The 20,172-nt window shown below is 40.0% G+C and carries 15 protein-coding genes, 2 pseudogenes and 1 other annotated feature; of the genes and pseudogenes, 15 read left to right on the top strand and 2 right to left on the bottom strand.

The window, feature by feature from the left end:
- Position 1 precedes the first annotated feature (1 nt).
- The 3 genes from ACVX3R_RS03620 to ACVX3R_RS03630 are packed head-to-tail and all read left to right on the top strand — an operon-like array spanning position 2 to position 5,593.
- The gene (locus tag ACVX3R_RS03620) at positions 2-2,161 is read left to right on the top strand and encodes a LicD family protein (RefSeq protein ID WP_458795501.1); all 2,160 of its coding nucleotides are present in this window, start codon (positions 2-4) and stop codon (positions 2,159-2,161) included.
- A gap of 57 nt (positions 2,162-2,218) precedes the next feature.
- Positions 2,219-3,031 (top strand): LicD family protein, encoded by an 813-nt coding sequence (locus ACVX3R_RS03625; RefSeq protein WP_458795502.1) that lies wholly within the window; start codon positions 2,219-2,221, stop codon positions 3,029-3,031.
- A 36-nt stretch (positions 3,032-3,067) separates the two neighbouring features.
- Entirely contained in the window at positions 3,068-5,593 is a 2,526-nt protein-coding gene (locus ACVX3R_RS03630; protein WP_458795503.1) for a ComEC/Rec2 family competence protein, read from the top strand.
- A 49-nt stretch (positions 5,594-5,642) separates the two neighbouring features.
- On the opposite strand, the gene ACVX3R_RS03635 is transcribed toward ACVX3R_RS03630, so the two are convergent.
- Positions 5,643-7,121, bottom strand: a complete 1,479-nt coding sequence (locus ACVX3R_RS03635) for an oligosaccharide flippase family protein (protein ID WP_458795504.1) — start codon at positions 7,119-7,121, stop codon at positions 5,643-5,645.
- A gap of 122 nt (positions 7,122-7,243) precedes the next feature.
- Here ACVX3R_RS03635 and mecA point away from each other — a divergent pair, with 122 nt between their 5' ends.
- The 10 genes from mecA to ACVX3R_RS03685 all read left to right on the top strand — a co-directional run bounded on the left by mecA (position 7,244) and on the right by ACVX3R_RS03685 (position 18,515).
- Positions 7,244-7,984, top strand: coding sequence for an adaptor protein MecA (gene mecA, locus ACVX3R_RS03640; RefSeq protein ID WP_458795505.1), 741 nt, complete (start codon positions 7,244-7,246; stop codon positions 7,982-7,984).
- A 150-nt stretch (positions 7,985-8,134) separates the two neighbouring features.
- On the top strand, positions 8,135-9,421 hold the full coding sequence (locus ACVX3R_RS03645; RefSeq protein ID WP_458795506.1) for a homoserine dehydrogenase: 1,287 nt from the start codon (positions 8,135-8,137) through the stop codon (positions 9,419-9,421).
- Position 9,422: 1 nt separating this feature from the next.
- Positions 9,423-10,292, top strand: coding sequence for a homoserine kinase (gene thrB / locus ACVX3R_RS03650; protein ID WP_458795507.1), 870 nt, complete (start codon positions 9,423-9,425; stop codon positions 10,290-10,292).
- Between the two features lie 258 nt (positions 10,293-10,550).
- On the top strand, positions 10,551-11,489 hold the full coding sequence (msrB, locus tag ACVX3R_RS03655) for a peptide-methionine (R)-S-oxide reductase MsrB (protein WP_458795508.1): 939 nt from the start codon (positions 10,551-10,553) through the stop codon (positions 11,487-11,489).
- A 60-nt stretch (positions 11,490-11,549) separates the two neighbouring features.
- On the top strand, positions 11,550-13,274 hold the full coding sequence (locus tag ACVX3R_RS03660) for an ABC transporter ATP-binding protein (protein WP_458795509.1): 1,725 nt from the start codon (positions 11,550-11,552) through the stop codon (positions 13,272-13,274).
- 1 nt (position 13,275) lies between these two features.
- Positions 13,276-15,024: an ABC transporter ATP-binding protein gene (locus ACVX3R_RS03665; protein WP_458795510.1), complete on the top strand. Its 1,749-nt coding sequence runs from the start codon at positions 13,276-13,278 to the stop codon at positions 15,022-15,024.
- A 114-nt stretch (positions 15,025-15,138) separates the two neighbouring features.
- The gene (locus tag ACVX3R_RS03670) at positions 15,139-16,398 is read left to right on the top strand and encodes a TRZ/ATZ family protein (RefSeq protein ID WP_458795511.1); all 1,260 of its coding nucleotides are present in this window, start codon (positions 15,139-15,141) and stop codon (positions 16,396-16,398) included.
- 62 nt (positions 16,399-16,460) lie between these two features.
- Positions 16,461-16,596: a sequence feature (ribosomal protein L10 leader region), on the top strand.
- A gap of 38 nt (positions 16,597-16,634) precedes the next feature.
- Complete coding sequence (gene rplJ, locus ACVX3R_RS03675) at positions 16,635-17,135, top strand: 50S ribosomal protein L10 (RefSeq protein WP_001287274.1); 501 nt, start codon at positions 16,635-16,637, stop codon at positions 17,133-17,135.
- A gap of 72 nt (positions 17,136-17,207) precedes the next feature.
- Complete coding sequence (rplL, locus tag ACVX3R_RS03680) at positions 17,208-17,576, top strand: 50S ribosomal protein L7/L12 (protein WP_001196962.1); 369 nt, start codon at positions 17,208-17,210, stop codon at positions 17,574-17,576.
- Positions 17,577-17,948: 372 nt separating this feature from the next.
- On the top strand, positions 17,949-18,515 hold the full coding sequence (locus ACVX3R_RS03685; RefSeq protein ID WP_458795512.1) for a hypothetical protein: 567 nt from the start codon (positions 17,949-17,951) through the stop codon (positions 18,513-18,515).
- Between the two features lie 21 nt (positions 18,516-18,536).
- On the opposite strand, the pseudogene ACVX3R_RS03690 reads toward ACVX3R_RS03685, so the two are convergent.
- Positions 18,537-18,857 (bottom strand): annotated as a pseudogene (locus tag ACVX3R_RS03690) (NADP-specific glutamate dehydrogenase); the annotation flags it as partial.
- On the opposite strand from ACVX3R_RS03690, the pseudogene ACVX3R_RS03695 reads away from it, so the two are divergent.
- Both ACVX3R_RS03695 and ACVX3R_RS03700 read left to right on the top strand, forming a co-directional pair.
- A pseudogene (locus ACVX3R_RS03695) lies at positions 18,838-19,650 on the top strand (DUF2268 domain-containing protein); the annotation flags it as partial. The pseudogenes ACVX3R_RS03690 and ACVX3R_RS03695 overlap by 20 nt on opposite strands.
- 62 nt (positions 19,651-19,712) lie before the next feature.
- On the top strand, positions 19,713-20,081 hold the full coding sequence (locus ACVX3R_RS03700; protein WP_084976376.1) for an EXLDI protein: 369 nt from the start codon (positions 19,713-19,715) through the stop codon (positions 20,079-20,081).
- The last annotated feature ends 91 nt before the right edge of the window (positions 20,082-20,172 follow it).

Consider the following 20,172-nt stretch of genomic DNA (forward strand, 5'->3'; position numbering starts at 1 on the left):
AATGAATTTTTCAAAAATGGATGAATACTTTGAAAAATCAAAACCATGGATTGCGTATCTGTTTGTTTTCATTTCGATTTTAAGTATGAGTTCACTGGTTTATAAGATAGCAAATCCCTTCTATAAGGGATTGTCCGCGATTGTAGTGCTTTATATTTGCTATACCTTATTGTTTAAGCGGAAAGAAATCACAGTAGATCGCAAATTTCTATCCTTATTTGGACTCTTAGCTGGAAGTCACCTGCTATCTGCTGTCTTCAATCGCTCTGGACATCTGATTGGAAATGTGATTGAAATTCTCTTCATGGTAACCTATGTTTTATTATTTACCATGTTACAATCAGGGCAACTTAAAAAATTATTTGACTGGATTGCCTATACGGTTCAAATTGTTTCTTTTTCTTCAGCAATTTTTGCGTTTGGTTTATTGGTAAGTAGAGTCCTTATCCTATTTAAGATTGGCGAACAATCTTATTACTATGGTGTCATGAATGGACGTCTGTGGGGGATTGTCAATCCTAATGCTAGTGCGATATTTTCATACATTAGCATTATTTTGGCCATGTATTTGATCCATAAAGGAAGTAAATATTCTGTTTATCTTAAACTGAACAATGTGATTCAATTAGTTTACTTCGCTACGATGCAAAGTCGAGGAGCCTTACTTTCTTTACTTCTCATGGTTGGACTTTATAGTTTCTTTGCTACTAGAGGAAGTATCGTTAAACGATTCCTCACTTTTATAGTTGCTGGTTTGCTGATTACTGCTGCTAATATTGGATTAAGCTATGCAACTTCAATTTATATCGCATCTGAAACTGCGACTGTCTTAGATTTAAACAAAGGGCAATCCTATGCTGAAACAGATTCGTCTGTCGCTAAGAAGAACGGTGAACTTCATCTAATCGAAACAACACCAAGTGGTAGAACGTATATTTGGAAAAATGCCATCAAGATGGGAAGTACGAAACCAATTTTTGGTTATGGTGTACGGAATGTTCCAGATTACTACACAGAATATTTCAGTAAATTTGAGATTCAAAACTCTCTTATCGGTGGGAATTTCCATAATATTTTTGTGACCATATTTGTCAGTTCGGGAGTTCTAGGCTTGGTATCCTTCCTTCTTATACTGGCTTATGTCATCAAGCGCTTTTTAACGTATTTGATTGTTTCAAAGAAAAATACTGATAAATTGATCATGATCCTTTTCTTCGGTATCTTGTTTGGTCAATTATTTGAAAGTCAGATTATGTATTCAACCAACTTTATTAATATCATCTTCTGGTTAGCAATTGGCTATGGACTCGTAGTCTGCAAACGAGATGAAGGAGTTCGGTACCAAGAAGTAACAGAAGTCAATGAAATTCAACAGATGGAACTTGGAATCATGGAGTATATTCATGAAGTTTGTCAGAAAATTGGTGCCAAATATTTCTTAGCATATGGAAGTCTAATTGGTGCGGTTCGCCATAAAGGTTTTATTCCTTGGGATGATGATATGGATATCTGCATGCTAAGAGAAGACTATGAGAAACTACAAGATTACCTTATCGCTAACCCTGATGAACGTTACGAAGTCATGTCTTATAAAAATAATCTCAACTATGTCTATCCTTTCATGAAAGTGAAGGACAACCATACTTACTTGTTGGAAGAAGATGTTCGCATCGATTCAAATATGGGAATCTATGTGGATATTTTCCCTGTAGATGGTTATGAAGATGATGCAGATTTTAAAAACAAAATGACGAAACTCATAAAGAAACGTCAATTGAGTTGTTACACTTTTAAAGGAATTACTAATACAAAAAGTCTACTAAATTCTCTAATTCGTTATATTTCTGTTGTCATTTTCTATTTCACAAATACGAATAAGTATGTTGAGCAAATTGATGGGCTTGCTAAATCTAGAGCAGTTGCTGACTACGAGCAAATTGACTATTTGATTTACAAGGATATGAATAAGCCAGTTTGGAAACGTGAGTGGTTAGAACAAGTGATTGTGGGAACGTTTGAAGGCAAGAAATTTATGATTCCAAAACACTACCATGAAATTTTGACCTCTGACTATGGGGATTACATGCAATTGCCGCCTCTTGAACAAAGAGTATCTCACCATGATTTTAAACTGTGGAAAATCACTAAAAGTTCTAAGTAAGCAAATCGCAGTTAAAAATCGTTTAAAAAATTAGTCAAAATTAGGAGAATAGAAAGTATGTCTGAGAGAGTTTTAAGTCTTGAAGAAATAAAACAAGTGGAGTTGGATATTTTAAAGTATCTACATGAACTATGTGAACAGCATCAGATTAAATATTTTATTGATTTTGGAACCTTACTAGGAGCTGTTCGCCATAAAGGATTTATCCCTTGGGATGATGATACGGATATTTCTTTGGCGCGTGATGAATTTGAAAAGCTTTATCAGGTTTTAAAAAATGAGAATCATCCCTACTACAAATTGATTTCATTTAGAGAAACAAAAGGATATCCTTACAGTTATATGCGTGTCCATGATATTAGAACACGTAGAGATGCCAATCTTCTGGACCCGACAGTCGTATTGGGAACTTGCGTTGACATTTTTCCATACGATGGTGTCGTGACAGAGGAAAGTGATTGTAAGAAAATGAAGCTCTATAAACACTTTGTCCGCCTTTCTTCTTTGAATTTCAAAGGAATTAAATCAGAAAATGGGGGGATAAAAAATCTACCTCGTTATATTGGGTCAGCTATTTTTCGCCTAAGTTCTCCACAAACTTGGAATCAAAAATTAGAGAACCTTGCTTTGAAATATAGCGTAAATCAAGCTACAGATCTTACCTGTACGATATTTGATCCAAGCTTTCCAGAGGGAATCAAAAAAGAATGGCTCTATGATCTGGTTGATATGCCATACGAAAACATCGTAGTGAAGGCTCCGAGAAAATACCATGAAATTCTTGTCTACGAATTTGGAGCAGACTATATGACTCCACCACCTGTTGAACAACAGGTTCCAGGAACTGATAAGAATTATTGGATTGATTAGTAAGAGATTGTTTTCATCGAGAAAGGAGTGTTCAAGATGAAGAATAAAGGATTAGTTAAATCAGTCAGTTATAGTTTCTTTGCTTTCCTTTTTGTGTTGATTGGTTTATCACAACAAGTTAATGCAGACACCATTACTGCTGGTTCAGGCAATCGTATCCATTTCATAAATACTAAAGCAAAATCTGGGAGTGATGCCATCCTTCTGGAGAGCAATGGTCATTATGCCCTGATTGACATGGGGGAAGACTATGACTTTCCTGATGGGAGTGATCCACGCTATCCAAGTCGTTGGGGAATTTCCATGAGAAATTATCAAGTCTTGGAAGACCGTTTGATTCGCCATCTTGATCAGATTGGTGTTAAAAAATTAGATTTTATTTTGGGGACTCATGTTCATAGTGACCATATAGGCGGAGCAGATGAGATACTTAATCGTTACCAAGTTGGTAAGTTTTATTTAAAAAAATATTCAGATGAACGGATTACCTCACACTGGGGACTCTGGGATAATCTTTTCAATTATGATAATGCTTTAAGAGCCGCATACAAACGAGGGGTTACTCTTATTCAGAATATTACAGATGAGGATAGTCACTTTAAATTAGGTGATATGGATATCCAACTCTATAATTATAAAAATGAATATGATGCTGAGGGGAATCTGAAAAAAGTTCGAGATGATAACTCAAACTCAATCGTTTCAGTGGTGACTGTGGCAGGAAAGAGAATCTACCTTGGTGGAGATTTGGATAATGCCGAAGGAGCGGAAGATAAGTTAGGTCCAGTTATCGGCAAGGTTGATATGATGAAATGGAATCATCATTATGATGCGACAATTTCAAATACGATTAATTTTCTTGAAAACCTATCTCCAAAGATGATTATTCAAACAACTGGTGGTGATATTAATGTTGCTTCAACCAGAGAATACCTCCAAAAGAAAAATATTCAAGTTCTCAGAGCTTCTAGTCAAACTCAAGATGCTACCGTTTTTGATATTAGTGATAGCGGATTTGCCAATGTTTCTAATCTCTTCCCTGACATCCCTGTAGTTGACGAAAAATGGTATCAAGAAGGTGGCCACTGGAAATATCGTTTAAGTGATGGGGAAATGGCTATCGGTTGGAAAGAGATTGGCGGAGCCACTTACTTCTTTAATGGAAAAGGACAAATGCAAGCAGGCCGCTGGCTTCACCTTAATGATGATTGGGGAGAAAATGCTAAGGGAAATGATTACTATCTCAACTCAAATGGTAAAATGCAAACAGGTGGTTGGTTCAAGCTAGATGGTCATTGGTATTATATCCAATCAAATGGTGCTAGACGATTTAGTGAGCTTTCTGAAATTGGAGGTAAGAAATATCTCTTTGCAGCAGATGGGAAAATGCTAACAGGAAATCAATTCTTTAATGGCAAGAAGATGTTCTTTGCAGACAGTGGTGCACTCCAAACAGCAGGTAAGCCTTCAACCTGGCAAAAGATTGACTCAGATTGGTATTTCTATGATGAGGATGGGTTACGAACTATCGGTAAAAAGAATATCAATGGAAGCACATATTACTTTAATCAAGAAGGTGTCATGCAAAATGGCTGGGCCTTTGTTGATGGTCACTGGAACTATTTTGCAAGTTCTGGAGCTATGAAAACTGGATGGATCAAGGATCAGGATACTTGGTATTATCTGGACAAAGATGGTATCATGCTCACTGGAAAACAAGATATAAATGGTGTTCGTTACTATTTGAACGCTAGTGGTGCCATGCAAACTGGCTGGAAATGGCTAGAGAACCATTGGTATTACTATGCGAACTCAGGAGCTATGAAAACAGGCTGGATTAAGGATAATGAGAAATGGTATTATCTAAATCAAGATGGTATTATGCAGATCGGGAAACAAGAAATCAATGGTACGCGCTACTATTTGAATACCAGCGGTGCCATGCAAACAGGCTGGCAGTGGCTTGATAAACACTGGTATTATTATGCTGACTCAGGAGCTATGAAAACTGGTTGGTTGAAGGATCAAGGAACATGGTATTATCTTGAAGATCAGGAAGGTATCATGCTGGTTGGTTTCCAACAAGTAGATGGTAAGCAGTATTACTTTAGTGCATCAGGAGCTATGCAAACAGGCTGGAAATGGTTTGATAATCATTATCGTTACTTTGAAGTAAGTGGAGCTATGAAGACAGGTTGGATCAAGGATAAAGGAATCTGGTATTATCTCAATCCTGAAGATGGTATCATGTTGGTTGGCCTTCATAAAGTAAATGGTGATCATTATTACTTTGATGAATCAGGAGCTATGCAGACCGGTTGGAAACGACTTGATGGTAATTGGTACTATTTCCAAGCTGATGGTTCTTTATTGAAGAATGCAACGACACCTGATGGTTACAAGGTAAACGAAGAAGGAATTTGGAGACAGGCTGTTGCTACTGTAAATAGCGATGCAGTCAAGCCAGAACAGAAACAAGAAGCTAATTCCTCTAGTGCTGAACAGCCAAAACAAGATTCAAATCTAGAAGCCAATACTTCTGACAAGAAAGAAAAAGAATAAATAAGAAACACCCTACTGATAAACGAGCGTTTATCAGTAGGGTGTTCTTTTAGTTTCTTTTGATCTTAGCTAATACTAGGTTCAGTGCATAGTGAAGTGTTTTATCCTTAGTGAGAAAGAGTGTTAAGAGATAGTAGATTCCACAAGTAGCTATGGTAGAGAGAACCATGAGGATCATGTTGAGGTTCACCGTATAGGAACTGATTTGGAAAATCATCTTGAAAATATAGAAGATCGGGATAAATCCAAGGGATATGAGACCATAACGTGTTAAGGTCTCAAAGATTTCTTTTAAATTAATTAGTTGATGTTTCTTAATAAAATGAATTTCTAAGAGAACAACGATGGCTTCCGCAATAATGGTAGTAGCAATATAATACTCAGGGGCAAAAATATTATTGATATACAAGATACAGTTGAAGAGGAGATTTGCTCCACCACCAGCAAAGTAGAAAGCGGTCAAGCGGTTCTCGTGGTCATTGATAAAGATAATTTGCTTACCAAGAATCAATTCAATAGCCCAGATAATGGTTCGAAAGGCGAAGACGCTGGTCACGATACCTGCCTCAAGATACTTTTCAGAAGAGTAGATAACCGTTGCGTACTTTCCCAAAATCATAATCCCAAAACTAGTTGGAATCATGAGAAAATAGAATAATGACGCCGCTTGATTTACAAGATAATTATAAGAATTATAATCCTTTTTCCCGAGGTAGTAGCCGAGACGTGGAATGCTGACACTGATAGCTCCACTTAAGACACCTGCAATCAGCATAACGATGTTATAGGCAATTGTATAATAAGAAATATAGTTTTCATCTGGTCCCTTGGTGATAAACATTCTATCTAGCAAGGTATAAAGCATATTGGCATTTGCCAGGAGAAGCATAGTAAAGAGTGGTTTAGAAGCCTTAGCTAACTCGATGAAATCAATTTTAACAAAAGAAACTTCTCTCTTAATCCAAAGAAAACTAAGGAGGTAGTTGAGGATAGTGGTCGCTGTCATGACGATAGCATAAGGAACGATATCATCAGCAGTTTTGACAAAGGCAAAGATAGCGACCAGCATGGTAATTCGAATAATCAATGTCTTGTAAAGGATAAAGGCATAGTTTTCATAGGCTTCGTTCATCCATTCGATATTGAGGAATTGGAAGAGAGCCTGGGCCCCTAGGATGTAGTAGAGGACTTTCAGGTTCTCAATGCTGGTGTCAAAGAAGATAAAAAGGAAGTAGATACCAGTGGTCAGGAGAGAAGTGAAAACTGAGATATAAAACAACTTAGAGAAAACATAGTTGATTTTATTCTTGTCATCCTTGACCTTACTGATAGCACGAATTCCGTAGTTGTAAATCCCAAAGGCGGCTAGTGGAATGACAAAACTAGCCCAGGTATTGGCCGTATTGAAATAACCGTAATTGGATTTGCTGAGAATCCGCGTCAGATAAGGGTTGGTTATCAGTGGAAAAACGATATTGAGGATATTGACCAGCAAGCTAGCCAATGCATTAACTTTTATATTTTTCATTGAACTTTCTTTCTTAAATCTTAAATCATATCTAGTATTATATCACATTCTCGCTTCATTCTTTTGATAAAATCGTAAAAATCTAGTATAATAGATAGACTGAAAGTATGAGGTTACTAGATATGAAGATGAAACAAATTAGTGATACAACACTGAAAATCACGATGACTTTAGATGATTTGATGGATCGGGGAATGGAGATTGCAGACTTTCTCGTTCCTCAGGAAAAAACCGAAGAGTTTTTCTATGCTATTTTAGATGAATTAGAGATGCCAGACAATTTCCTTGATAGTGGCATGTTGAGTTTTCGTGTGACGCCAAAACCTGATAAGGTAGATGTCTTTGTGACCAAGTCCAAGATTGACCAGAATCTGGATTTTGAAGATTTGGCGGATCTACCAGACATGGAAGAATTAGCCCAAATGTCGCCGGATGAATTTCTCAAAACCTTGGAAAAGAGCATTGCAGATAAGACCAAGGACGATATTGAGGCCATCCAATCTCTAGAGCAGGTCGAAGCAAAGGAAGAAGAGCAAGAGCAAACAGAAACGGAGACTGAGAGTAAGAAAGAACCTTATATCTACTATATCCTGCGTTTTACAAGTCTTGCTGACTTAGTTGCTTTTGCAAAGACGGTTAACTACCAGATGGAAACATCTGAACTCTATAAGATGAATGGACAGTACTATTTGACAATCTTGGTTGATGTGGCAAATCATCCTAGTCCTTACCCATCCTGGCTGTTAGCCCGTATGCGTGAGTTTGCAGACGACAGTGACATCAGTCGTTCAGTCTTGCAAGAGTATGGGCAAATCTTGATCAACCACGATGCAGTTCTCGGTCTGCAAAAGATTCATTCATAGATTTTTAAAATTAATTTTCATTTATCAGGAAAGACGAATCATGGGATTCGTTTTTTCTTTTCTAGACTGAAATAGTGATTTACTATATTAGGAATTTTCACAAAATTCTGTTATAATATGGCTATATCAGAAAATTTCTAGGAGACAAACATGACAGTTAAAATTGCTTTACTTGGATTTGGTACCGTTGCAAGTGGTGTGCCTTTCCTTCTAAAGGAAAATGGAGAAAAAATCGTTCAGTCAGCTCATTCGGAGATTGAAGTGGCCAAGGTATTGGTCAAGGATGAAGATGAAAAGAACCGCTTGCTTGCAGCAGGAAATGACTTTAACTTTGTAACCAATGTAGACTATATTTTATCAGACAAGGACATTACTATCGTAGTGGAATTGATGGGGCGTATCGAACCAGCTAAGACCTTTATCACTCGTGCCTTGGAAGCTGGGAAACACGTTGTTACTGCTAACAAGGACCTTTTGGCTGTCCATGGTGCAGAATTGTTAGAAATCGCTAAAAATCATAATGTAGCACTTTACTACGAAGCAGCAGTTGCTGGTGGGATTCCAATTCTTCGTACTCTAGCAAATTCATTGGCTTCTGATAAAATCACGCGCGTTCTTGGTGTCGTTAACGGAACTTCTAACTTTATGATGACCAAAATGGTCGAAGAAGGCTGGTCTTATGATGATGCTCTGGCTGAAGCTCAAAGACTTGGATTTGCAGAAAGTGACCCAACAAATGACGTGGATGGGATTGACGCAGCTTATAAGATGGTGATTTTGAGCCAATTTGCTTTTGGTATGAAGGTTGCCTTTGACGATGTAGCCCACAAGGGAATCCGTAACATCACACCAGAAGACGTAGCTGTTGCCCAAAACCTCGGCTATGTAGTGAAATTGGTAGGTTCTATCGAGGAAACTCCTTCAGGTATTGCTGCGGAAGTAACTCCAACCTTCCTTCCTAAAGCACATCCACTTGCCAGTGTGAATGGGGTAATGAACGCTGTTTTTGTAGAATCTATTGGTATCGGTGAGTCTATGTACTACGGACCAGGTGCTGGTCAAAAACCAACTGCAACAAGTGTTGTAGCAGACATTGTCCGTATCGTTCGTCGCTTGAATGATGGCACCATTGGTAAAGACTTCAACGAATATAGCCGTGAACTTGTCTTGGCAAATCCAGAAGATGTCAAAGCCAATTATTACTTCTCAATCTTGGCACCAGACTCAAAAGGTCAGGTCTTGAAACTGGCCGAAATCTTTAATGCTCAAGATATTTCCTTCAAGCAAATCCTCCAAGATGGCAAAGAGGGTGACAAGGCGCGTGTAGTGATTATTACTCATAAGATCAATAAAGCACAACTTGAGAATGTTTCAGCTGAGTTGGCCAAAGCTTTAGAATTTGACCTCTTGAATACCTTCAAGGTGTTAGGAGAATAGGATGAAGATTATTGTACCTGCAACCAGTGCCAATATCGGACCAGGTTTTGATTCGGTCGGTGTAGCTGTAACCAAGTATCTTCAAATTGAGGTCTGTGAAGAACGGGATGAGTGGTTGATTGAACATCAGATTGGCAAATGGATTCCCCATGACGAGCGTAACCTTTTGCTCAAGATTGCCTTGCAAATTGCGCCGGACTTGCAACCGAGACGCTTGAAAATGATCAGTGATGTTCCCCTGGCGCGTGGTTTGGGTTCTTCTAGCTCGGTTATCGTTGCTGGAATTGAACTGGCTAATCAACTGGGCAAGCTCAACTTATCTGACCATGAAAAGTTGCAGTTGGCGACCAAGATTGAAGGACATCCTGACAATGTGGCTCCAGCCATTTATGGTAATCTCGTTATTGCAAGTTCCGTTGAAGGGCAAGTCTCTGCTATCGTGGCTGACTTCCCAGAATGTGATTTTTTAGCTTATATTCCCAACTATGAATTGCGCACTCGCGATAGCCGTGGTGTCTTGCCTAAAAAATTGTCCTACAAGGAAGCTGTTGCAGCTAGTTCTATCGCCAATGTGGCTGTCGCAGCTTTGTTGGCGGGAGATATGGTGACAGCTGGGCAAGCAATTGAGGGGGACCTCTTCCATGAGCGCTATCGTCAGGACCTAGTGAGAGAATTTGCGACGATTAAGCAAGTAGCCAAAGAGAATGGTGCCTATGCGACCTATCTCTCTGGAGCAGGGCCGACAGTTATGGTCTTGGCTTCTCACGATAAGATGCCAATGATTAAGGCAGAATTGGAAAAGCAACCCTTCAAAGGAAAACTTCATGACTTGAAAGTTGATACCCAAGGTGTCCGTGTCGAAGCAAAATAAAGAATAGATGATAGGATGGGGAAACTCTTGACTAGAGGGCTTCCTATCCTTTTTTTGAAAAGAAGTTTATACTCAATGAAAATCAAAGAGCAAACTAGGAAGCTAGCCGCAGGTTGCTCAAAACAGTGTTTTGAGGTTGTAGATGAAACTGACGAAGTCAGCTCAAAATACTGTTTTGAGGTTGCAGATGTAAGCTGACGTGGTTTGAAGAGATTTTCGAAGAGTATTAGTTAAAAACTTGATAGAGGAGAAACGAAGATGGCAGAAATTTATCTAGCTGGTGGTTGTTTTTGGGGCATAGAGGAGTATTTTTCCCGAATTTCTGGAGTGCTAGCAACCAGTGTCGGCTACGCTAATGGCCAAGTCAAAACGACCAATTACCAGCTACTTAAGGAAACAGACCATGCAGAAACGGTTCAAGTGATTTATGATGAGAAAGTAGTGTCACTCAGAGAGATTTTGCTTTATTATTTCCGTGTTATTGATCCCTTGTCTATCAACCAGCAGGGGAATGACCGTGGTCGCCAATATCGAACGGGGATCTATTATCAGGATGAAGCAGACTTGCCAGCTATCTACACAGTGGTGCAGGAGCAGGAGCGCATGCTGGGTCGAAAGATTGCAGTAGAAGTGGAGAAACTTCGCCACTACATTTTAGCAGAAGACTACCATCAAGACTATCTCAAGAAAAATCCTTCCGGTTACTGTCATATCGATGTGACCGATGCTGAGAAGCCATTGATTGACGCATCTAACTATGAAAAGCCTAGTCAAGAGGTGTTAAAGGAAAGTTTAACTGAAGAGTCTTACCGTGTTACGCAAGAAGCTGCTACAGAGGCTCCATTTAGTAATGCTTATGACCAGACCTTTGAAGAAGGGATTTATGTAGACATCACGACGGGTGAACCGCTTTTTTTCGCTAAGGATAAGTTTGCCTCAGGTTGTGGTTGGCCAAGTTTTAGTCGTCCGATTTCTAAGGAATTGATTCACTATTACAAGGATTTGAGCCATGGAATGGAGCGAATCGAGGTTCGTTCTCGGTCAGGAAATGCTCACTTGGGTCATGTTTTCACAGATGGACCTCAGGAGTTAGGTGGCCTCCGTTACTGTATTAATTCTGCTTCCTTACGCTTTGTAGCCAAGGATGAGATGGAAAAAGCAGGATATGGCTATCTATTACCTTACTTAAACAAATAAAACAGAGAGGGTGGGCGTTTCCCACTTTCTTCATTTCCAGAATAAGAATAGAAGGGATTTATGAAACACTTACTATCTTACTTCAAACCCTATATCAAAGAATCAATTTTAGCACCCCTGTTCAAGCTACTAGAAGCTGTGTTTGAGCTCTTGGTTCCCATGGTGATTGCTGAGATTGTTGACCAGTCCTTGCCTCAGAGAGATCAAGGGCATCTATGGATGCAGATTGGCCTGCTCCTTATCTTTGCAGTGATTGGTGTTTTAGTGGCCTTGATAGCCCAGTTTTACTCAGCTAAGGCTGCGGTGGGTTTTGCCAAAGAACTGACAGACGACCTTTATCGTCATATTCTTTCCTTGCCTAAGGACAGCAGAGATCGTCTGACAACATCTAGCCTGGTGACACGCTTGACTTCGGATACCTACCAGATTCAGACTGGGATCAATCAATTCCTGCGTCTCTTTTTGCGAGCGCCTATTATCGTTTTTGGAGCCATTTTTATGGCCTATCGCATCTCAGCTGAGCTGACTTTCTGGTTCTTAGTCATGGTTGTCATTTTAACCATTGTCATTGTCGGTCTCTCTCGACTGGTCAATCCTCTCTACAGCAGTCTCAGAAAGAAAACGGACCAGCTGGTTCAGGAAACGCGTCAGCAATTACAAGGCATGCGAGTTATTCGTGCTTTTGGTCAAGAAAAACGAGAGTTACAGATTTTTCAAACTCTTAACCAAGTTTATGCAAGATTACAAGAAAAGACGGGTTTCTGGTCCAGTTTACTAACACCTCTGACCTATCTGATTGTTAATGGAACTCTTCTTGTCATCATCTGGCAGGGCTATATTTCAATTCAAGGAGGTTTACTCAGTCAAGGTGCCCTCATTGCCCTCATCAATTATCTCTTGCAAATCTTGGTGGAATTGGTTAAGCTCGCCATGCTGATAAATTCCCTCAATCAGTCCTATATCTCAGCCAAGCGAATCGAGGAAGTCTTTGCCGAAGCTCCAGAAGATATCCATTCAGAGTTAGAAGAAAAACAAGTTACCAACGATCAGGTTTTACAAGTCAAAGAGTTAATCTTTACCTATCCTGATGCGGCTCAGCCTTCTCTTAGAGACATTTCCTTTGATATGAAGCAAGGGCAAATCCTTGGTATCATTGGGGGTACTGGTTCTGGGAAATCAAGCTTGGTGCAAGTCTTACTTGGACTTTACCCAGCAGACAAGGGGAGCATTGACCTTTATCGAAATGGACGTAGTCCTCGTAATCTTGAGCAGTGGCGGTCTTGGATTGCCTATGTTCCCCAAAAGGTCGAACTCTTTAAAGGAACTATTCGTTCCAACTTAACTTTGGGTTTAAATCAAGAAGTGACTAATCAAGAACTCTGGCAAGCCTTGGAGATTGCGCAAGCTAAGGATTTTGTCAGTGAAAAGGAAGGGCTCTTGGACGCCCTAGTTGAGGCAGGAGGGCGAAATTTCTCAGGTGGACAAAAACAAAGGCTATCTATTGCCCGAGCGGTGTTGCGCCAAGCTCCATTTCTCATCCTAGATGATGCGACCTCGGCCCTCGACACCATCACCGAGTCCAAGCTCTTGAAAGCTATCCGAGAGAATTTACCTAACACGAGCTTAATCTTGATTTCTCAACGGACTTCGACACTTCGGATGGCTGACCAGATTCTCCTCTTGGAAAAAGGTGAGCTCCTAGCTGTTGGCAAGCACGATGACTTGATGAAGACTAGCCAAGTCTATCGCGAAATCAATGCATCTCAACATGGAAAGGAGGACTAGCATGAAACGACAAACTGCAAACCAGACGCTCAAACGTTTGGCTAAGGATTTAGCAAGCCATCCCTTCCTCCTTTTCCTAGCCTTTCTAGGAACTATTGCCCAAGTTGGCTTATCAATTTACCTACCTATTCTGATTGGACAGGTCATTGACCAAGTTCTAGTGGCTGGTTCATCACCAGTTTTTTGGCAGATTTTCCTCCAGATGATCTTGGTAGTCATAGGAAATACACTGGTACAATGGGCCAATCCTCTTCTTTATAATCGTCTAATCTTCTCTTATGCAAAAGACTTGCGAGAGCGAATCATTCATAAGCTCCATCGTTTACCGATTGCTTTTGTGGACCGGCAAGGCAGTGGGGAGATGGTTAGTCGTGTGACCACGGATATAGAACAGTTGGCAGCTGGCTTGACCATGATTTTTAACCAATTTTTTATTGGTGTTTTGATGATTTTGGTTAGTATTCTAGCCATGATCCAAATTCATCTCCTCATGACCCTCTTGGTCTTGCTGTTGACACCCCTGTCTATGGTAATTTCACGCTTTATTGCCAAACGGTCCTATCATCTCTTCCAGAAGCAAACAGAGACGAGGGGAATTCAGACTCAGTTGATTGAAGAGTCTCTTAGCCAGCAAACTATTATCCAGTCCTTCAATGCTCAAACAGAGTTTATCCAAAGACTGCACGAGGCTAATGCCAACTATGCAGGCTATTCTCAGTCAGCCATCTTTTATTCATCAACGGTTAATCCTTCAACTCGCTTTGTCAATGCGCTCATTTATGCCCTTCTTGCTGGAGTGGGAGCCTATCGTATCATGATGGGTTCAACCTTGACCATTGGGCGTTTAGTGACTTTTTTGAACTATGTCCAACAGTACACCAAGCCCTTTAATGATATTTCTTCAGTTCTAGCCGAGTTGCAAAGTGCTCTCGCTTGCGCAGAGCGTGTCTATGCTGTTTTAGAAAGTCCTGAGGTTGTTGAAACAGGTAAGGAAATCTTGACCAGTGACCAAGTGAAGGGAGCCATTTCCTTTAAGCATGTTTCTTTTGGCTACAATCCTGAAAGGATCTTGATTAAGGATTTGTCTATCGATATCCCAGCTGGTAGCAAGGTAGCCATCGTTGGTCCGACAGGTGCTGGTAAGTCAACTCTTATCAATCTCCTCATGCGTTTTTATCCCATTAACTCGGGAGATATCTTGTTAGATGGGAAATCCATTTATGATTATACCCGAGCATCATTGAGACAGCAGTTTGGCATGGTGCTCCAAGAAACCTGGCTCAAGCAAGGAACCATTCATGACAATATTGCCTTTGGGAATCCTGATGCCAGTCGGGAGCAAGTGATTGCCGCTGCCAAAGCAGCCAATGCAGACTTTTTCATCCAACAGTTGCCACAGGGATACGATACCAAGTTGGAAAATGCAGGAGAATCACTATCTGTCGGTCAAGCCCAGCTCTTGACCATCGCCCGAGTCTTTCTAGCTATACCAAAGATTCTTATCTTAGACGAAGCGACTTCCTCCATCGATACACGGACAGAAGTGCTAGTACAGGATGCCTTTGCTAAACTGATGAAGGGACGTACAAGCTTTATCATTGCTCACCGTTTGTCAACTATTCAGGATGCGGATTTGATTCTTGTCTTGGTGGATGGCGATATCGTGGAGCATGGAAATCATCAAGAGCTCATGGTTAGAAAGGGCAAGTATTACCAAATGCAAAAAGCAGCAGCTTTTAGCTCTGAATAATCCATTCTCTTTTGAAATTTTATAGACGAAAAAAGTTGCCTTCGGGTGACTTTTTTGTTACAATAGCTAGAAAAATTATTCACTGTAAATTGTCTTATAGAAAAGGAGCCTAGAATGAAAGTCTATCAGCATGTAAATATCGTGACTTGTGACCAAGATTTCCATGTTTATTTGGATGGTATCTTAGCCGTTAAAGATTCTCAAATCGTCTATGTTGGTCAAGAGAAGCCAGAGATTTTAGAGCAAGCTGAGCAGATTATAGACTATCAGGGAGCCTGGATTATGCCTGGTTTGGTCAATTGCCATACCCATTCTGCTATGACAGGTTTGCGAGGGATTCGGGATGACAGCAATCTCCACGAATGGCTCAATGACTATATCTGGCCAGCAGAAGCAGTCTTTACTCCCGACATGACTACCAAGGCGGTCAAAGAAGCACTGACAGAAATGCTCCAGTCAGGAACAACAACCTTCAACGATATGTATAATCCCAATGGTGTGGATATTGAGAGAATTTATCAGGTAGTGAAAGCATCTAAGATGCGTTGTTATTTCTCACCGACCCTCTTTTCTTCAGAAGCAGAATCAACTGCTGAGACTATAAGCAGAACACGAGCCATCATCGAGGAAATCTTAGGATATGAAAATCCAAATTTCAAGGTTATGGTAGCCCCACATTCTCCGTATAGCTGTAGTAGAGACTTGCTGGAAGAAAGCTTAGAAATGGCAAAAGAGCTGGACATTCCTATCCATATCCATGTGGCGGAGACCAAGGAGGAATCAGGAATTATCCTGAAACGATACGGCAAACGCCCCCTCGCCTTTATAGAAAAACTAGGTTACTTAGATCATCCGTCTGTCTTTGCTCATGGGGTCGAACTAAACGAACGAGAAATTGAACGTTTGGCAACCTCTCAAGTGGCTATCGCCCACAATCCTATCAGTAATCTAAAACTGGCCTCAGGAATTGCTCCAATCATCCAACTTCAAAAAGCAGGAGTGGCAGTAGGTATTGCGACAGATTCGGTTGCTTCCAACAACAACCTTGATATGTTTGAGGAAGGACGGACTGCAGCTCTTCTTCAGAAGATGAAAAGTGGAGATGCCAGTCAATTTCCCATCGAGACAGCCCTCAAAGCTCTGACGATAGAAGGTGCCAAGGTCCTTGGAATGGAAAAGCAGATAGGAAGCCTAGAAGTCGGCAAGCAGGCAGATTTTCTCGTGATTCAACCACAGAGAAAAATCCATCTTCAACCTCAGGAAAATATGCTCTCTCACCTCGTATACGCAGTCAAATCCAGTGATGTTGACGATGTCTATATTGCAGGAGAACAAGTTGTCAAGCAAGGCAAAGTTTTGACGGTAGAGATTTAAAAAAATTTCAAAAAAAGTTTGCAAAAATCTTGCATTCTTTTTTTGTCTATGCTATACTTATATACGGTTTGAAAAAACTGCCTAAGACAGTAGGGGAGCTCGACTCATAAAGATCCTACCGAGGACAAAACGTATCATGTAAAAAGAAGCGTATTGTACTTTCGTGTCTAGGTTTGGGCGCGTTTTTCTTTTGGAAAAATTCCCCAAGCAAAATAATTACGGAGGTGAACACACTAATGAGTGAAGCAATTATTGCTAAAAAAGCGGAACTAGTTGACGTAGTAGCTGAAAAAATGAAAGCTGCTGCATCTATCGTCGTTGTAGACGCTCGTGGTTTGACAGTTGAGCAAGATACAGTTCTTCGTCGTGAGCTTCGTGGAAGCGAAGTTGAGTATAAAGTTATTAAAAACTCAATCTTGCGTCGTGCAGCTGAAAAAGCTGGTCTTGAAGATCTTGCATCAGTATTTGTTGGACCATCTGCAGTAGCATTTTCTAACGAAGATGTTATCGCACCAGCGAAAATCTTGAACGACTTTGCTAAAAACGCTGAAGCACTTGAAATCAAAGGTGGTGCAATTGAAGGCGCTGTCGCATCTAAAGAAGAAATCGTTGCTCTTGCAACTCTTCCAAACCGCGAAGGACTTCTTTCTATGCTCCTTTCTGTACTTCAAGCGCCAGTGCGCAACGTTGCTCTTGCAGTCAAAGCGGTTGCAGACAACAAAGAAGACGCAGCTTAATCTTAAGCTACGTAGCGTAGCATAGCTACGAAAAAACTATTATAATTAAAAACTTATTTGGAGGAAATAACAATGGCATTGAACATTGAAAACATTATTGCTGAAATTAAAGAAGCTTCAATCCTTGAATTGAACGACCTTGTAAAAGCTATCGAAGAAGAATTTGGTGTAACTGCAGCTGCTCCTGTAGCTGTAGCTGCAGCTGGTGCTGCTGACGCTGGTGCTGCTAAAGACTCATTTGACGTTGAATTGACAGCTGCTGGTGACAAAAAAGTTGGCGTTATCAAAGCTGTACGTGAAATCACTGGTCTTGGACTTAAAGAAGCTAAAGAACTTGTTGATGGTGCACCAGGCGTCATCAAAGAAGGCGTTCCAACTGCAGAAGCTGAAGAAATCAAAGCTAAATTGGAAGAAGCTGGAGCTTCAGTTACTCTTAAATAATAGAGCAACTACAATAGTAGCTTAAAAATATGATTAAACCGCTATTCTTAGGAGTAGCGGTTTTTCTTTATAATCGAAAAGAGAAAATTTATAAAGTGTCTCCAGTTGTTCCATAAGATTTTCATCATACAGTTCTGGAGTTTGATTAGAGAACCATGTCAATCAAACTCCAACGCTCGATAAAGCGATGATGTATCTGTGGAAGGAGATTATGTTTGCTAAGGTATTTTTTGCAGAAATAGTGGTACAATATCCTTAGAATAGTTCAAAATTTATCTTTGCTAGGGGAAAGGGAGATTGAACTCCCTGATGCATCCGTCTTAGTATGGGATTAATGTCCTATAAAAAGGAAATGTTATAAAGGTGATATTGATGGAAAGATATGAATTTACAGCGACAACAGCAAAATCAGATATAATAATTGGTATCCTTTTTCCCATGTTCCTCATGCTTCCTGTATTGGGAATACAGTTGGCTATATTCTATTTAAAACTGAATGATTTTTTTAAATCACAACCTCTTTTTCTTTATACGATAGTATTAGTGTTTTTTGGTATTAGTTTTCTTTTAATTAAAAAAATACAAGGTAGTCTAGTGAAGAATTTTGTCGTAGAATTATCTGGAAGACATATTAGGATTTGGTGTGATGGAAAGGAGATTGTATCAGGAGAAGTTATTTTCTGTAGGATAAAAAATAAGGAGCCTAAACTGGGGGCGAGAGCCTTAAATGTAGACATAGACACCAAGGGGGATAACATTAAATTTCGAATTCGGTCTAAGGAATATGAAAAATTATCATCTTCTACTTGGAATCCTCTCGGGACAAGCAAACCCTCTGATGTAGAAACGTTATTATCTTTGGGCAAAAAAATAAAAAATGCTATGGAAGAAGAAGTTTTGATAGAAGATGAAGCTTCAAAAAAACCTCGATCGTTTTGATTGAGGTTTTTAGCATATTTCTTAAACAATACCTTGGGCAATCATAGCATTTGCTACATTTTCAAAGGCAGCAATGTTTGCTCCTGCAAGGTAGTCAGTACCAAGACCATATGTTTCAGCAGTTGTTTTAGCTGTGTTGAAGATGTTGGTCATGATGTCTTTGAGACGTCCATCAACTTCTTCACGGGTCCATGAGAGGCGAAGGCTGTTTTGGCTCATTTCAAGCGCTGATACAGCTACACCACCAGCGTTGGCAGCTTTGGCTGGTCCGTAAAGGATTCCGTTTTCTTTGTAGACTTTAATCGCATCAAGGTCGCTAGGCATGTTAGCACCTTTTGCAACAAAATATCAAACGCAACACATTCCTCTGAAAGCGAAGTATCCTGGAGGATTTGATGCTCTGTTTCTACTTGGCTTTATGAATCAGTTGCCCGCAACTCTCTCAGAAAAGGATAGACCAGCTATCGACGCTCTAAGTTCTGATCAACTCTGGCAGGACTGCCAGAAAACCATCAAGAGGAGTATCGGTCTTTTTGAGCAAGCTGGCTATGATTTAGGGGTTGAGGATTACCATTTTACTATTTTATTGAGCAATCCAGAAAAACCTATGCTACAGCTTAATAAGGGATACAGTGGAGATGGAGGAATTCCAGGCTACCTCATGCTTAGTCTGTTGCCGAATGACTATACTTTGCCACGAGTACAAGCAGCGCTAGCTCATGAGTGTAACCATAATGTCCGTTTCCAATTTATCAAATGGAATCAGCAGACGACATTAGCAGACTGGGTAGTCAGTGAAGGATTGGCAGAGTCTTTTGCAGCCGAGCTTTATGGTAAAGAGCTCATCGGACCCTGGGTCACTTCAACCAGTCCAGAGCAGTTAGAAGAGATTAAGCCCATCATCTCAAGTCAGATTCAGCTAACGGGGATGGCGGAAATGGCTCCTTATCTTTACGGTGATGAAATAGCTGAGATACAGGGTCAGATACCAGTTGGAATGCCTTATGCTGCGGGCTATGCTTATGGTTATCATCTGATACAAGCTTATCTGAAAAAGACTGGTAAGAGCATTATTGAGGCTACTGTGACACCAACGGAAGAGATTCTAGAGGCGACTAAAGATTTTTGGAAATGACACTTTTGCTTGAAAATCTGCCAGAGTCTGATATAATGAAAGTAATTTTTGGAGGTGACTATATGCACTATAAAAGAGTTGAATTAAAAGTCACAAATCAGGGTATCCATGAGCGCAAGATTTTTCAAGGAGTTAAAATTTTCAGTCGGAGCAAGCTGTCCAAAGATCAGAAAAGCATTCTGACGCAGAAGCTTTACCTGACACCGAAGCAAAATATTGTTTATTATCAACGGAAAGATATCAATTATGACCAGAACTGGCATCATCATAAGGACTATTATGAACTAACTTTTGGCCATATAGATAGAGAGACTGTTTTTAAGGTTTGTCAAGATTTTGACGAACTAAGTCCTTTTCTGGAAAATGAGCTGCTGGAGAAGTTAAAAGAAAAGCAGTCAACAGGCAAATTTTTTGAAAAATTAGATATATAAAAATCCGGCTGCTTTTATAAGCAGTCGGATTTCTTTGAGTTATAGTTTGATAATTTTTCATAAGGAAAAATAGATCTATTTTTATCATGAA

This window comes from Streptococcus sp. 517s, assembly GCF_054445985.1.